Origin of the sequence: Candidatus Neoehrlichia procyonis str. RAC413, assembly GCF_000964795.1 — a bacterium.
GTDB classification, from domain to species: Bacteria; Pseudomonadota; Alphaproteobacteria; order Rickettsiales; family Anaplasmataceae; genus Neoehrlichia; species Neoehrlichia procyonis.
Map to the genome: position 1 here is coordinate 706,569 of NZ_LANX01000001.1, position 16,921 is coordinate 723,489.

The window sequence follows — 16,921 nt, forward strand, 5'->3', positions numbered from 1 at the left end:
CTGCTAAAATCTATTATTAAATACAAAACTTATAACAAAAAAGTTTGATAATAATTTTATATACATGCTATATATTAATTACTTCTTATTCTCTTTCTTTAAATAGTTTCTTCATATATCCTAAATAACAAATGAAATACCCTTCCCCCAAATTATGGTAAAACATGAACATTACTATTCATTTCATTAACATTACCATTCATTTCATTAAAACTAACTTATATTTAGAAAATAATCCATTAACTAAGTTGCTAATTAGAAGATTACTTTCCGATTTTTACCAGCATTTTAGTTAAGGTTCGCATTATTAGAATTAGAATGTGGCTGATCATTTGCCAATTGATGTTCATACATTGCTTTAAAATCAATCACATCAAGCATTAAAGGAGGGAACCCACCAGAAGCAGTTACTCTAGCTATAATTTCTCTAGCAAATGGAAATATTATACTTGGAGCCACAACTAAAAGCATTTCTTTAATAAAACTCTCCTCATATTGTTTATCCTCTAATTTCTCAAGAAGAAACACACCACAATATTTCAGTTCACACATAAAAGCAGCAGTTTTTTCCACTTTAGCTTCTACATTTATTTGTAACATTACTTCATAAAAATCGCCTTCGGGCTTAGTATTTTCATCATCTTCTTTAACTGGAAGAGTAACTGAACTAACATTAACAGATATGTTAATTGTAGGCGGCTTTTTGCTAATCATCAAAAAAATTTGAGGAGAATTTACATTTTCAAATGACAAATCCTTTACGTACTGACCTTTTATCTTAATTTTAGGATACATAAAATTGACTCCATATAAAAAACTATATATAAAATTAATTATTGATTAACGCTCACTAAACTATAATATAGTTAGTTATGCTTGTATATACTTATTAACAAAAGTTGGTGAATATGGTCGAATTAGCAATATATGCATTTTTAGCAGCGTTTATTTTTTTTCGTTTATATAGTTCTGCAGGAAAAATTTCAACATCTAGCTTTCATAAAACTCACCTTAATCCTCAGAAAGAGCAGTATAATATTGAAATAATCCGTGAAGATATTGCTTTAGAATCAATAATGGAAGGAAATATTAAAGATGCACAACCTATAATAGAAACTATAAAGAAAAAAAACAAAGAATTCACATTACAGAATTTTATGGATGGTGCTGCAGCAGCATTTGAACTTATCATAAAAGCATATAATCAAGAAAATTCTGATGTACTTTCCACACTATTAGATAGTAATTTATATAATATATTTACGCAGGAAATTCAAAATCGCAAAAATCTTGGTAATGTACATGAAGATGTAATTATATCAGTAATTTCACAAAAGATAGTTGATATCAATTTGATACATAATACTGCTTATATAGCAGTTAAGTTCATCACTGAGCAAATCAATTTAATCAAGGATATAAACGGCAATATAATTAGTGGTAGCACATCAAAGATAAATAAAGTTGAAGATATATGGCAATTTAAAAAGGATATTACATCTTTATCTACAAAATGGTACTTAACTTCTGTCAACTTTACTACTTCGTAATATGTATATTCGCATAAGATAATATTTGTATTTACGCAAGCACATGATTTAATCAATAATCATTCACTAAGCAAGAGTTTTGATAAAATGTAGTTACTTTTCTATAATTTCAACATAGCACTCAATATTCTCTCTAGTTTGGATCCAATAATAAAACACCACGCACATTCTTAAGAAAATGATAAATTTATTTTTGCCACATAACCATAGCTACAATTACATTTGTGTTTACAAGTGATTATCAAAAAAGCACCACTATTACATCAAAAAGTTTTTTTTCATTACGATGTTTTATTAAAATAAACCATAACATCTTATGGTTAATCCAATAGATACAACCAATCCATACTTCAAATACACCTCCCCCCACCCTTATAAAAAGTAATTTCTATCAATTTTCATTCCTATAGCACGTATTAGTCAGACAATTACATTTGTGCTTATATAAAAAAGATAACTTTCCTACTACTTCTATTAAAAAGTTTTTTATACATACTTATCTTTTTCATTACAATGTTTTATCCAAATGAACCCTATCATCCCTATAATTAATCCAATAGGTATAACCATAAGTGCTTTAACCAACACACTAACATCATAAACTGCAACATTTTCTACTATTTTTCCATCCCAGTATAAATTCACAATAAATGATATAATTGTATGAAATATATAGCCAAAACACATTACTACCATATTAGAAATAGCAGCTGTTAAAGCTACAGATTTCTTATCTACACACGCAATTGCTTGGCACGTTGCTAAAACTTGATATGCAGAACAAAACCCTATCGCTAAAAATAATACAAAAATATATAATACACCTTTACATCCTGCAAACATAGTCAATAAAGATACACACATTATTGCAGCACAAAAAATAATCATATTCCAAGCATTAAAAGATTTTTCTAACATGTAAGGAAGTACAAAAGATCCTATACACATACCAAAAAATATAGCTGATGGTAACAACCTTGCAGGCTCAGAATCCATACCCACTGCTAACAAAAATGTTGTTGCCCATCCGTCAGCAAATCCTTCTAAAGGACCAACCATAAATCCACCAAACAAACTAATCAATAGAACATTTTTATTGCATATTACTAACTTAAATTGGTTAACAACATTATTCTTTAATTCGCTAACATCACTAGAAATAACTGTAAAATACAACATAATACAAAATATAATCCCAACAGCAATTATTACTAAAAGTACGTTTATCCATCCATAATTATTTATCAAAGAAAATATTGGTAATCCACCATACATGGCACCTAATAAACCTATTATTACAGAGCATCCCACCATCCTTGCAAATGTATTAGAAAAATACATACTTGATATTTTAAACACTCCTAATGCTCCAACAGCAGAACCAACTCCTACCATAATTCTCCCTATTTGTACAAATTTCCACGAATTAAATAATAACGGTATCATTCCAATAAATGTAAAAGCTACAAAAATAGGAATAATTCTTTTAGGTCCATATTTATCCAGTAATATACCTACAGGAATATGTGCAATAGTATAACCTATATAATATAGCCCAGAAAATTGACCAAAAGCTAAAATACCCACATTAAATTTATCCATTACAATACTAGAAACAACATTAGGTAATACCCTCAAAATATACTGATAGGCATAGAAAATTGAAATTAAAAACCAAGAAGCAAAATTCCTATCTAACATCATAATTATCTACTCTTTTAATTCATATATTATAAACTCATTCTGCCACTAATATTATCTATATTAATTCTAAATTCAATATCCTTATATATAGAAATCTTAGTAATTTCCTTATATTAAAAAATTTCAACCTAAATAATCTACATAATGCTAATAATGATACTTCAAAATATGTATCATTTTTCAAAACTTATTTTATACCTATAGTTAAATATTCACTTACTTAAGTACACATTTTTTAACTAAATACAACATTTTACTTTCTATAGCTATACCGGCTATAATACCCTTACAATTTTAATCAATATAATATACTGTACAACACTCAAATAAGTACAAAATCACCTCCTTAAATCAACATTATATTAATACCATCATGTCATAAATATAATAATTACTTATTGCTTATATGAACTTACATGTTAACTATAGTACTTTGTTACGTTGCATAACTACCAATCATAATTATTTATTTACGTGAATATATCAATACTTTATCTATGCTCATTTATGTGAAATAACTTTACAATCTTATTATGTATTGAGTACACATCATCTTGCTCTGTATCTTCACATTTAACAACACGACACCGCTTCAAATTTTCTTGAGCAATACATTGAAACCCATATCTTACATTTTTATAAAACTCAACATTCAAAGAATCATATCCATTACGATAAGCCCTTGATATGGATTTATTAATATCCATATCAATAATAAACGTAATATCAGGAAAAATATCCACAACTAAATTATTAAGGTACTTAACCAAACTTATTTGAATGCCATGTCCATAACATTGATATGCAACTGTTGAATCAATAAACCTATCACATATAACTATTTTACCACTTAATAAACTAGGTTTTATTACCTTAACAAAATTCTCTTTACGCATAGCTATAAACAAAAGCAATTCCGTTGTTACATCAATTCTCTCGTCTGTAAAGCTTAGCAATAACTCACGTACAAGTTCATTGAAAGGAGTACCTCCAGGTTCTCTGGTAAGCACAACATTATCCTTTCCATATATATTTGACAAATACTGCAATAATAAACAAGATTGTGTTGTCTTTCCACAACCATCTATTCCTTCAAAAGTAATAAACATGTTTATATAAAAATCATGTTGAAGTATCAGCAGTATCAAAATAATCAGACAATATGGTGTCTATACATTTCGTAGTATTAATACTAACACTATACACCGTATTATCAATTCTTTTTATTAAGTTTGATAACACATTACCTGCACCAACTTCTATAAAATGAGAATAACCGCGTTTTATCATGTACATTACACTTTCTCTCCATCGTACCTTACTGACAATCTGTCTTGCCAATAAATCTTTAATCATAGAGCAGTTAACATATTCACTTGCAGAAACGTTAGACACCACATTAATAGTAGGCATGTTAATATCAATACAATCAATAAAATTACTCACTTCTTTATAAGCAGAGTACATCAATGACGAATGGAACGGACCACTTACTTGCAATTTTATAACCTTCTTAATATTTGTCCCCTTAATTAACTGACCTAAGCTATCTAAAGCGTTGTTAACTCCGCTCACAACTACTTGTCCATTGCAATTATCATTTGCAATTTCACATATACCATAAGTTTTTGCAGCACGTACCACTGATTCCACTTCATCAATACTTCCACCTATTAAAGCTACCATTCCCCCATAACCACAAGCAACTGCTTCATGCATTGCTTTGCTTCTTACTTTTAAAAGCTGTACTGTAAATGGCAAACTAATAGCACCAGATGCACATAAAGCTGTATATTCACCAACTGAATGACCTGCCATATATTTTACTTTATCACTTAAATACAAACGTTTTCCTAAATTACTTTCAAGCGCACGCAAAATTGCCATTGACACCGTCATTAATGCTAATTGTGCATTTTCAGTAGACGTTAACTCCTCAGCTGGGCCTTCAAATATTATATTGGACAAACTTCTGCCTAATATCTCATCAACTTCATGAAAAACATCACGGGCAGCTATAAAATTATTATATATTTCTTTTCCCATACCTACAAACTGAGATCCTTGTCCGGGAAATACAAATATCATAAATAATAGACTTGTTATTTACTAGTTATTAGTATAATCCGTACAAGCAACTCAGTCAAAACTAATTTACCAAAAAATAGTTATAATAACTTCAAAGAATAAAAATAATATATGCTGTTTTCAATAAATGACTACCTTTACTCAGTAAGCTTATGATTATAGTCTTATATAGAACTATAGAATTAATAACTACTCTACCATTTAGCATATCAGCAGCTAAATAAAGTTAACCTGCCAACTCACTAACAACAACATTAAAGTTAGTAAATAATAAAATACACGCTAAGAATATAGTGTTACCTAATATATTCATTCATACAACTACATTATAATCTTGGATTCACAATTCCAATTCAAAATACATAAAAACTCAGTGTCACATTTGACAAAAAAATAATACTAGTATAGTATAGTTCATTAGAAAATATTTGAATTAATAAATTATAAATTACGCAAATAGGTTAGATTTAACATGAAAAATGCAAAAGTTTTAAAAAGTGAAAGGCATCCAAAAACTTATCCTATATTAGTTGTTTTTACAGATGGAAGTGAGCAAACAATGCTGTCTACTATGGGAAAAGCAGATAAAGTTACTAAGATTCATCTTGAAACTGATCATTTTAATCATCCTGCATGGAACCCTGGACTAAGAGTTGCCGGTAAAAAAAATAGTAAAGCAGCTAAGTTCTTTAACAGATTTGGAGACTTATAAGTTACATTACCTAATTGGTATTTTTAATGACCAAATATCAAAATATCGGTTATGTTGCTAGTAGCTCTATTGAAAACAAAAAGGTTAGCTTTTTTAAAAAAAAATATAACTTAATAGACATTAAAGAGAATCCAAACTCTTTAATTGATCTATTGATAGTTATGGGCGGCGATGGCTTGATGCTTCACAGTTTACATAATTATGTTATTCAACGTTGTAGAAAAATTCCCGTATATGGAATAAACTACGGCACAATTGGATTTTTATTAAATAAATATTCAGATAATGACTTAATTACATTAATTAACAATGCTATTAGTACAAAGCTATTACTTTTAAAAATGACCGCAGTTGATACAAGTGGTATCCAACATAATGCAATAGCAATAAACGAAATATCACTTTTTCGCAATACTCATCAAGCTGCAAATCTAAAAATAAAAATCAATAATAAATTAGTTATGAAACAATTAATATCAGATGGTGTATTAGTAGCAAGCCCTGCAGGTAGTACAGCTTACAATTTTTCTGCTGGAGGATCTATTTTACCATTAAGCTCCAATATTATCTCTTTAACTGCCATCAACTCTTTTAGGCCCAGAAGGTGGCGTGGAGCACTATTACCAAATAGTGCGGTGGTAGAAATTGAAGTACTAAATCCCGAAACACGCCTTGTAACTGCAGCGGCAGATTACACTGAATTTCACAATATAAAAAATATTACAATACAGCAAGCACATAACTTAGAAATTACATTATTATTTGATCCTCACAATAGACTAGAAGAAAGAATTATTACAGAACAATTTCTTTTTTAAATATATGTAATTAGCCTAATAAAATATCATCCCATCCCCCCCCCCTTAATTAATATGTAAAGAACATACCTTCCTTTTGCGACTACTAATTTTTTTATCCCTTTATGACTTATTCCCTATATCTTAAAAAATTTACTAGCTAAGTACTTAACAAAACATTTGTAGGATGGGATATTTCTGACAATTACACACAGCTCACTTTAATTTTGTATTTTCAAAGAGTTACATAGATACAATTTACTTATAGCTAGTTAAAACATACATGTTTTGATAACAGTTGTAATTGTACTACTATTTTTAATTGTTATGCATGATTGTTTACCATAACTTAATGTAGTACTATTAACATTAAATTAATTCAATACCATCATAATCTCCCATAACCATCTAAACATCTACCTTATAAAAGGTATATGTTTTGTTAATAGTTGTTACTATTAAATTAAAGAGTTTTCAGTAGCTTTATTAATCCTATTCTATTTATAAAAGTTAAGCATTATTGTAATTCAATCACCTATAAACACATACAATTAATGGAACTTATAATTCTTATACTATAAAAGAAATATAAGTGCAGTAATAACAAGAAAATAGTAATACTGTTGCATATACATTAAAAGTCCATATACTTAATATATATTATAAATAGGAAAGACAAAATAGTGAGGGTCTCTTATTCATTTGATGATATTTTAATTATTCCTGCACAATCCAATGTACTACCAACAGATGTAGATGTAAAAACTTATATAACAAACAACATACAACTAAGTATTCCCATAATGTCAGCTGCTATGGACACAGTAACTGAATCAAAACTTGCAATAGCTATAGCCCAACACGGAGGAATAGGATGCATACACAAAAATTTATCAATTGAAGATCAAGTTTCTGAAGTAAAAAAAGTAAAAAAATATGAAAGTTGGATAGTATACAATCCAATAACAATATTCCCTGATGCTACATTATCCGAAGCATTAACTCTTATGAAACAATACAATTATTCTGGTATTCCTGTTGTTACAAGCAATACAAATAAATTAGTAGGCATATTAACAAACAGAGATGTTAGATTTATTGAAGATAAAAGCTGCAAAGTACAAGATGTTATGACACGGCATAATCTCGTTACAGTACAAGAAGGTATAAAGAGATCTGATGCAATGAAGTTATTGCATAAAAATAAAATAGAAAGATTGATTGTTATAGATGAAAACTACTGTTGTATAGGATTAATTACCGTTAAAGACATTGAAAAATTCAACAAATTTCCACATTCATGCAAAGATAGCAAAGCAAGGTTAAGAGTTGCTGCAGCAGTTGGTGCAGGCATCAAAGAAGGAATTGAAAGAGCAGAAAGACTAATTAAAGCAGAAGCTGATGTTATAGTTGTTGATACAGCACACGGTCATTCTGAAAAAGTAATTCATACCATAAAAGAAATTAAAGCATTATACCCAAATTCTCAAATTATCGGTGGCAATGTCGCTACAGCAGAAGGGGCACAGGCACTAATTGATGCAGGCGTTGACGCTATAAAAGTTGGGATTGGCCCTGGATCTATCTGTACAACCAGAATTGTTACGGGAGTAGGGGTACCTCAATTCTCTGCTATACAAAATATTGCTGCAGCATGCAAAGGTAAAAATATTAGGATAATTGCAGATGGAGGAATTAAATATTCTGGAGATATAGCAAAATCTATAGCCGCAGGAGCAGATGTTGTAATGATAGGTTCTATTTTTGCTGGTACTGATGAGAGTCCTGGAAATATTGTTATATATAAAGGACGTGCTTATAAAGCTTATAGAGGTATGGGATCAATCAATGCAATGAAAGAAGGCTCAAGTGATAGATATTTTCAAGATCAAAGCAATAAGTTCATTCCTGAAGGAGTAGAAGGAAGAGTACCATTCAAAGGCAGCGCTGCAGATGTAATATATCAACTAATTGGTGGACTAAAATCTGCTATGGGATATACAGGAAATGCAGATATTACTTCAATGCAAAAAAATTGTAAATTTAATATTATTACATCTTCAGGATTACGTGAAAGCCATGTTCATGACGTTATAATTACCCACGAAACATCAAACTATGAGCCATATTTTCAATCCAAAGAATAATCAAAAACACACTTACTAACAAGTAGGCTCATATAAATCTAAAAAACAAAATTGCATTAAAAATTATTAATAGTAAGTAAGAGTTCTAATTCGCACTAATAATGAAACATAAATAGCACTTTATAAAGTTACACTTATAATATAATACTAACTCTGCTTTTTAATTTAAACATAAAAACTATAATTGGAATATAATAAAAAATTATATTTTAACCATTAATAGCAACCGCTATAAATAGTCTTACATTTTGCTACAAATATAAAAATATATTTATAAAAATTATAGATATATAAATTACAGTTATTATCTAAAATATTAAAGGCATAAAATATAGTTTAATAAGGCTGGCAGCGTCCTACTCTCCCATATCTTAAGATAAAGTACCATAGGCGCTAAAAGGCTTAACTTCCGGGTTCGAAATGTAACCGGGTGTTTCACTTTTGCTATAACCACCAACCCAACTAAACTATACTCAAAAGGTAAGCAGAAAGATATAATACAATATAATCTTAACACTACACATAATTTGCATAATAAATAAACCAATCGAGCTATTAGTACTGGTTAGCTACATATGTTACCATACTTACACATCCAGCCTATCAACGTGATGGTCTTTCACGGCTCTAATGGGGAAATCTAATCTTAAGGAAGGTTTCTTACTTAGATGCTTTCAGTAATTATCCTATCCATACTTAGCTACCCAGCAATGCTATTGGCATAACAACTGGTACACCAGAGGTATGTCCAGCTCGGTCCTCTCGTACTAGAGCTAGCTCCTCTCAAATTTCCAAACGCCCGCGGAAGATAGAAACCGAACTGTCTCACGACGTTCTAAACCCAACTCACGTATCACTTTAATCGGCGAACAGCCGAACCCTTGGGACCTACTTCAGCCCCAGGATGTGATGAGTCGACATCGAGGTGCCAAACGGTGTCGTCGATATGAACTCTTAGACACCATAAGCCTGTTATCCCCGGCGTACCTTTTATCCGTTGAGCGATGACCCTTCCATACGGAATCACCGGATCACTATGACCGACTTTCGTCTCTGCTCGGCCTGTCGGCCTCACAGTCAGGCAGGCTTATGCCATTATACTATAAAAGCTGATTTCTGACCAGCTCTAGCCTACCATCGCACGCCTCCGTTACTCTTTAGGAGGCGACCGCCCCAGTCAAACTACCCACCATACAATGTCCTAATCCCAGATAATGGAACATAGTTAGATATCAAGAACGCAAAGGGTGGTATCTCAAGGTTAGCTCCACCAAGGCTAGCGCCCTAGCTTCAAAGCTTCCCACCTATCCTGCACATCACATTCCTAATATCAATGTAAAGCTATAGTAAAGGTGCACGGGGTCTCTTCGTCTACCCGCGGGTACCCCGCATCAGCACGGGGAATTCAATTTCGCTGAGTCGATGTTGGAGACAGTGGGGAAATCGTTACGCCATTCGTGCGGGTCGGAACTTACCCGACAAGGAATTTCGCTACCTTAGGACCGTCAGTTTTACGGCCGCCGTTTACTGGGGCTTCGATTCAGAGCTTGCACCCCTCATGTTAACCTTCCAGCACCGGGCAGGCGTCAGGCCCTATACTTCCACTTACGTGTTTGCAGAGCCCTGTGTTTTTAGTAAACAGTCGCTACCCCCTATTCTGTGCCACCTACATATGGTTGCCCACACATAGGCCACCCTTCTCCCTAAGTTACAGGTGTAATTTGCCGAGTTCCTTCAACATCGTTTTCTCAATCGCCTTAGTATACTCTACCCACCTACCAGTGTCGGTTTACGGTACGGCCTTATTAACTTAAGTGCTATTTCCTGGAATTTTTTTAAAGCATAAATCAATCCAATAAGATTTATACTAACACAAAATCCGTCACACTTAAAAGGTTCAGGAATATTAACCTGATTCCCATCGACTACTCCTTTACGGCCTCGCCTTAGGGTCCGACTAACCCTGCGCAGATTGACTTAACACAGGAAACCTTAGGTTTTCGGCGAGAGTGGTTTTCACACTCTTTTACGCTACTCATGTCAGCATTCTCACTTTCGATACCTCCAGCAATTTTTACAAACTACCTTCACAGGCTTACGAAACGCTCCGCTACCGCACCTTACGGTGCCCGCGTCTTCGGTATATGGCTTTAGCCCCGTTACATCTTCGGCGCAAGAAAACTTATTTAGACAAGTGAGCTGTTACGCTTTCTTTAAAGGATGGCTGCTTCTAAGCCAACCTACTAGCTGTATTGGTTTTCTCACATCCTTCCACACTTAGCCACAATTTCGGGACCTTAGACGGCGATCTGGGCTCTTTCCCTCTCCACCATGGACTTAGCACCCATAGTGTGTCTGCTGTAGAACTACTTATTGGTATTCGGAGTTTGATTGGATTTGGTAAGAGGATGAGTCTCCCTAGTCCATTCAGTGCTCTACCCCCAAAAGTATATATTACAACGCTCTACCTAAATAGATTTCGCGGAGAACCAGCTATTTCCAAGTTTGATTGGCCTTTCACCCCTAGCCACAACTCATCCAATACTACTGCAACAGTAACAGGTTCGGTCCTCCAATGTATTTTACTACATCTTCAACCTGGTCATGGCTAGATCACTTGGTTTCGGGTCTAATCCATTAAACTAAACGCCCTATTCAGACTCGCTTTCGCTACGCCTACACCTAACGGCTTAAGCTTGCTTAATAGATTAACTCGCTGACCCATTATGCAAAAGGTACGCTGTTACTCTACATTTAGTATAAATACCAAATATAAAGCTCCAACTGCTTGTAAGCACTTGATTTCAGGATCTATTTCACTCCCCTCACCGGGGTTCTTTTCACCTTTCCCTCACGGTACTTGTTCACTATCGGTCGTTAAGGAGTACTTAGGCTTAGAGGATGGTCCCCCTATATTCAAACAGGGTTTCACGTGCCCCGCTCTACTCAAGGATCTATAACTTTTTTACCTATACGGGACTATCACCCTTTATAGTTATTGTTTCCAAAATATTCTAGTTTTTAGTTATAGACCACTGGCCTATTCCGCATTCGCTCGTCACTACTAACGGAGTCTCATTTGATGTCCTTTCCTCCAGCTACTTAGATATTTCAGTTCACCGGGTTTGCCTTGCATACCTATGAATTCAGTATACAATAACCAATAAAATTGATTGGGTTCCCCCATTCGGAAATCTACGGATCAAAATTTGTTTGACAATTCCCCGTAGCTTATCGCAGCCTACCACGTCCTTCATCGCCTCTTAACGCCAAGGCATCCATCAAGTGCTCTTAATTGTTTATTTATTTGCAAAATACATGCAGTATTAAAACTACATTTTATACTTTTCAGCTAATTGAATCAAGATTATATTAATAATCTCTACCATTTAATCTTTCTACTTACTTGTCAAGCAACTAAAACATCAAAACTACAAATAGCTTCAATGTTTTATGAACTACAAGTTTTATCGAAATACACACTTTATGTCAATACTTTTTTATCAATAACAAATATATTTTTTGTTAATCGTAATGTTGATATATTCGTCCAGAACATAATTATTATTTGCAATGAGTTATCTTTACATTTCACAACTTCAAGAAACATTTAAAATGCATTATTTAATATTTGACTACGTAGGCAATTCTATCCCTTTAATATGTGTACATGGAATAATGCGAAATTGCAGAGATTTTGACTACCTAGCTATTGCATTATCAAAATATTGTAAAGTAATATGCCCTGATATTGTAGGAAGAGGAAAAAGTAGTTGGCTAAAAAATATACCTTTGTATAACTACTCAACATACTGTAAAAGTATTATATATCTACTACAGCATCTTAAAATCAGCAAAATTAACTTCCTTGGCACATCAATGGGTGGAATTATAGGTATGTACTTAGCTGCATATTTCCCAAAATTGATTAATAGTCTTATTTTAAATGATATAGGACCATTCATTGACGCAATTCCCTTAAAAAGAATTGCAAAACACATTAGCATAAACCCCCAATTTTATGATATAAACAGTGCAAGAAATTATCTACAAAAAATGCTTTATCACTTTAAAATCACACAAGAAAAACATTGGGATCACATTGTAAAATACAGCATCATTAAACAACAAAATAAATACATACTTGCTGCTGATCCAAATATAAGCATAGCATTCAACAATACTGTAAAGCCTCATGCTATGAACATGTGGGATATATGGAAAAAAATAAAAAGTAAAACATTAGTTCTTCGAGGCAATCAATCAGACATTTTAACTAAAGACACTTTAAAAAAAATGATAACACTAAGACCAGAAACTAACTATATTGAATACCCCAATATAGGCCATAATCCTTCTTTAATGGAAAATTATCAAATAAAGGATATACAAGATTGGTTAATTATTAACTCATTTTTGTAAATACAAGATTGATAAATTATAAATACCATTTTATAAAATATAATTTTATCATAGTAGCTCATGAAATGTGAGGTAAATAAAATGTCAACAAAACTTTATGAAAACTTAACACATAAACAAATTATTAATTGTTATTATAATATGTTGCTAATACGTAGATTTGAAGAAAAAGCAGGCCAATTTTACGGAATGGGCCTTATACGAGGTTTTTGTCATTTATATATAGGACAGGAGGCAGTAGCTGTTGGATTACAACACTCCACCATAGAAGGAGATTCAATAATCACTAGCTATAGAGAACATGGATTTATGCTCTCTATAGGTACAGATCCTAAATATGTTATGGCAGAACTTATGGGTAAAAGTACAGGATGTTCAAAAGGTAAAGGCGGTTCTATGCACATGTTTAATATTGAAAAAAATTTTTTTGGTGGACATGGAATTGTAGGCGCACAAGTATCCATAGGGACAGGTATTGCCTTCGCTAATAAATACAAGCAAAACACAAATGTAGTATTTGCATGCTTTGGTGATGGAGCTGTTAATCAAGGCCAAGTTTATGAATCTTTTAATATGGCGTCTTTATGGAAATTACCTATAATATATGTTATTGAAAACAACGAGTACGCAATGGGTACATCTGTATCAAGAGCATCATATATAACAGATTTATACAAAAAAGGCGAGAGTTGCGGTATTCATGGCTATCAAGTAGATGGTATGGACGTATTTTCAGTTATACAAGCAGGGCAAAATGCTGCAAATCACTGTAGAGAAAATAAAGGGCCAATATTACTTGAAGTCAAAACCTACCGTTATAGAGGACATTCAATGTCAGATCCAGCAACATATAGAACAAAAGAAGAAGTACAAGAAATAAAAGAAATAAAAGATCCTATTAGTAGGTTAAAGAAATATATAATCTCCCAAAACATTACCACTGAAAGTGTTCTTAATAAATATGAAAAAGAAATAAATAATATTATTAAAGATACTGTTGAATTTTCAAAAAATAGCAACTACCCTAACAATAATGACTTATATACTGATATTTATAAAAATTAGTGCTTTATTATGCATATAACTAATAAAAATATAAATTTTTCTTATAATTTACGTAGGTAGTAACTTATAATTTAATGTGTTATATATAATATTAAGCATATTTTAATTTTTTTTATGCAACTATGCTATTGTGTATTTATATATTAAAATAACTTTTGGTTATACTTTATACACATAAACAGTAGTAATCATTACAGATAATACTAGACATAAGTTCAGTTTATAAGGAAGATTATGTTCTTAAATTACTAGAGAAAACTAATATTAGTAATTAAATTATTCAAAAAAATGCTATAAAAAATATTTTCTTGTACTTAAATATACATTTATTTCATTAAAAATAATTTTAATTTGCCTATATAAGATATTATAGGCAGCACAAAACTATCAATATATAAAAAACTTAACAACAAAAAAAAACACTTCCATCTTACTACAACTCAATAATATTCCCTACTAATTAAGTGCATTAATATTATGCAGTCAAGAAATTAATCTTAGGACTAAAAAAGTAATTCTAACCTATTGGACATTCAAGCTATAATAAAAATAAAAAAACTAAAAATTACTTAAAATTACAATCATGTATGATCCTCAATCAAACTATAATTCGGTCTTACATGTTGCTAACCAATGATATTTTACATCTAAGGCTTGACTACTACAATACTATAACAGAATTAAAAAAATAATGTAATAAATTACTTTTAATAACTTTTCATGCTATACGCAATACTTTTTCCTTACAATATTTTCCTATTGAGAATAACACTGCTATCTAAAGCATCAAAATTAACAAACAGTAAAATACTTAAATATTAGATTCATAAGAATTAAATATACTACACCTTTACTAACAAAAATTTTATAGTAAATACAACAACATTACAAAGTTTTGAAAATTTTACTTTATGACTATATATGTAACATTCAAAATGTATTTTTATTACAATGTCATACCAATTTATATATTTATAAAAACATCAAGTTATAACTTTTCTTAAAATTAATTATATGATAAATATAGGTTTTGCAAATTTGTTCATTAGTGCTAAACTAAAAAGAAAACATTTTATATAATTTATAGGTGTAGATTTTATAGATATGAAAAAAATACCAATAGTTTTTATTGCAATTTTATTAATCAGTACTGCATGCTTCAGTAAGCAAGAAGTACGTTCCATGGCAGAAGATAATCATATTAAAGTTATAAACTATAATCCACAATCTATACACAAATACACAGGATTTTACGGTTATCAATCAAGCATATTATTTGAATCCGATGAAAAAATTGACACTATATCTATGGGAGACTCAACGGGATGGCAATTAATGCCCAAAGGTAACCGCCTATTCATAAAACCTATTGCAGACAGAGCTGATACTAATGCAACTATCATTACAAACAAAAGAGTATATTATTTTGAATTGCATGCTGAAGAAGCTACAGGTCTTGACGATGCAAGGTTAGCATACGAGGTAAGGTTTGTATATCCTTCTACCGATGTTAATGATAACTCGGGATTAGATAATGGAGGCATGATGTTCCCTATCAACCAAACCCAAATACCAGATTTAACAGATATAGATACTGCAAGAAAAGGTATAAATTTTAATTACTCAGTTTCCCATAATCGAGGAAGCGAAGGTATTGTGCCTTTAAAAATATTTGATGACAATAGATTTACATATATGCAATTTCCAACCATAAATGCTAGCTTGCCATCTATATTTCATGTAGACTCTGAAGGATACGAGTCATTAATTAATTTTCGTATTGTACATGATTACGTAGTAATTGAACGTGTAAGTCCCACATTTACTTTACGTCATGGTTCAGATACTGTTTGCGTGTTTAATAATAACTTAAATAAACCTAACTAATCATTGCGTTATTGTAAAATAATCTTATAATTAAAAGATTATTATAGGAGTTATTATGCCTTTCATTGAGCAAATTAATGATAGTAATTTTAGCAATAAGTTACATGAAAATAGCGGTATTGTTCTAGTAGATTTTTGGGCTTCATGGTGTGGTCCGTGTAAAGCTTTAGAACCCCAACTTGAAAAATTAGCACAAAATTATCAAGGAAAGCTAAAAATATACAAATTAAATATTGAAGAAAACCAGGATACTCCTATAAAGTACAGCATTAGTGCTATACCAACTATATTAATTTTTCAAAATGGAATTAAACTAGCACAAATAATTGGTGCAGATATATCTAAAATTATTCATGAAGTGAATAATCTCATTAAATAATCATTAGCTCATGTGCATATTTTCTACCTATATAACACCAAGCATTATTACTAGAGCTCCAACCTCACCTTTTGCAAAAGAATATGTAACCCTAATCCTTATTCAAAGTTAATATTCACATAATAAATAACTTATCAAATTAATATTGATATTAAAATCAAACAAGTTAT

At 31.3% G+C, this 16,921-nt stretch carries 12 protein-coding genes and 2 rRNA genes; 8 read left to right on the forward strand and 6 right to left on the reverse strand.

Annotated features, from left to right (window positions below):
* Positions 1 to 288 precede the first annotated feature (288 nt).
* Complete coding sequence (secB, locus tag NLO413_RS02575) at positions 289 to 795, reverse strand: protein-export chaperone SecB (RefSeq protein ID WP_045808961.1); 507 nt, start codon at positions 793 to 795, stop codon at positions 289 to 291.
* Between the two features lie 113 nt (positions 796 to 908).
* Here secB and NLO413_RS02580 point away from each other — a divergent pair, with 113 nt between their 5' ends.
* A complete protein-coding gene (locus NLO413_RS02580) occupies positions 909 to 1,550 on the forward strand; it encodes a Tim44/TimA family putative adaptor protein (RefSeq protein ID WP_045808962.1) in 642 nt (213 codons plus the stop codon).
* Between the two features lie 486 nt (positions 1,551 to 2,036).
* Here NLO413_RS02580 and NLO413_RS02585 read toward each other — a convergent pair whose 3' ends face one another.
* From NLO413_RS02585 to fabD, 3 genes are all read right to left on the reverse strand, one after another.
* Positions 2,037 to 3,254, reverse strand: coding sequence for an MFS transporter (locus NLO413_RS02585; protein ID WP_084229806.1), 1,218 nt, complete (start codon positions 3,252 to 3,254; stop codon positions 2,037 to 2,039).
* Positions 3,255 to 3,745: 491 nt separating this feature from the next.
* Complete coding sequence (tmk, locus tag NLO413_RS02590) at positions 3,746 to 4,363, reverse strand: dTMP kinase (protein WP_045808963.1); 618 nt, start codon at positions 4,361 to 4,363, stop codon at positions 3,746 to 3,748.
* Between the two features lie 13 nt (positions 4,364 to 4,376).
* Positions 4,377 to 5,342 (reverse strand): ACP S-malonyltransferase, encoded by a 966-nt coding sequence (gene fabD, locus NLO413_RS02595; protein WP_045808964.1) that lies wholly within the window; start codon positions 5,340 to 5,342, stop codon positions 4,377 to 4,379.
* 472 nt (positions 5,343 to 5,814) lie between these two features.
* On the opposite strand from fabD, the gene rpmE reads away from it, so the two are divergent.
* The 3 genes from rpmE (at position 5,815) to guaB (ending at position 8,998) form a co-directional block, all read left to right on the forward strand.
* Positions 5,815 to 6,054 (forward strand): 50S ribosomal protein L31, encoded by a 240-nt coding sequence (gene rpmE / locus NLO413_RS02600; protein WP_045808965.1) that lies wholly within the window; start codon positions 5,815 to 5,817, stop codon positions 6,052 to 6,054.
* 26 nt (positions 6,055 to 6,080) lie between these two features.
* Positions 6,081 to 6,872 (forward strand): NAD kinase, encoded by a 792-nt coding sequence (locus NLO413_RS02605; RefSeq protein ID WP_045808966.1) that lies wholly within the window; start codon positions 6,081 to 6,083, stop codon positions 6,870 to 6,872.
* A 662-nt stretch (positions 6,873 to 7,534) separates the two neighbouring features.
* On the forward strand, positions 7,535 to 8,998 hold the full coding sequence (gene guaB, locus NLO413_RS02610; protein ID WP_045808967.1) for an IMP dehydrogenase: 1,464 nt from the start codon (positions 7,535 to 7,537) through the stop codon (positions 8,996 to 8,998).
* A 343-nt stretch (positions 8,999 to 9,341) separates the two neighbouring features.
* On the opposite strand, the gene rrf is transcribed toward guaB, so the two are convergent.
* Together rrf and NLO413_RS02620 are read right to left on the reverse strand one after the other, a co-directional pair.
* A 5S ribosomal RNA gene (gene rrf / locus NLO413_RS02615) occupies positions 9,342 to 9,456 on the reverse strand.
* 76 nt (positions 9,457 to 9,532) lie between these two features.
* Positions 9,533 to 12,303 (reverse strand): 23S ribosomal RNA (locus NLO413_RS02620).
* A 268-nt stretch (positions 12,304 to 12,571) separates the two neighbouring features.
* On the opposite strand from NLO413_RS02620, the gene NLO413_RS02625 reads away from it, so the two are divergent.
* From NLO413_RS02625 to trxA, 4 genes are all read left to right on the forward strand, one after another.
* Positions 12,572 to 13,420, forward strand: a complete 849-nt coding sequence (locus NLO413_RS02625) for an alpha/beta fold hydrolase (protein WP_045808968.1) — start codon at positions 12,572 to 12,574, stop codon at positions 13,418 to 13,420.
* 60 nt (positions 13,421 to 13,480) lie between these two features.
* A complete protein-coding gene (gene pdhA, locus NLO413_RS02630) occupies positions 13,481 to 14,485 on the forward strand; it encodes a pyruvate dehydrogenase (acetyl-transferring) E1 component subunit alpha (RefSeq protein WP_232295906.1) in 1,005 nt (334 codons plus the stop codon).
* 1,104 nt (positions 14,486 to 15,589) lie between these two features.
* A complete protein-coding gene (virB9, locus tag NLO413_RS02635) occupies positions 15,590 to 16,372 on the forward strand; it encodes a P-type conjugative transfer protein VirB9 (protein WP_045808970.1) in 783 nt (260 codons plus the stop codon).
* A 55-nt stretch (positions 16,373 to 16,427) separates the two neighbouring features.
* Positions 16,428 to 16,751, forward strand: a complete 324-nt coding sequence (gene trxA / locus NLO413_RS02640) for a thioredoxin (protein WP_045808971.1) — start codon at positions 16,428 to 16,430, stop codon at positions 16,749 to 16,751.
* The last annotated feature ends 170 nt before the right edge of the window (positions 16,752 to 16,921 follow it).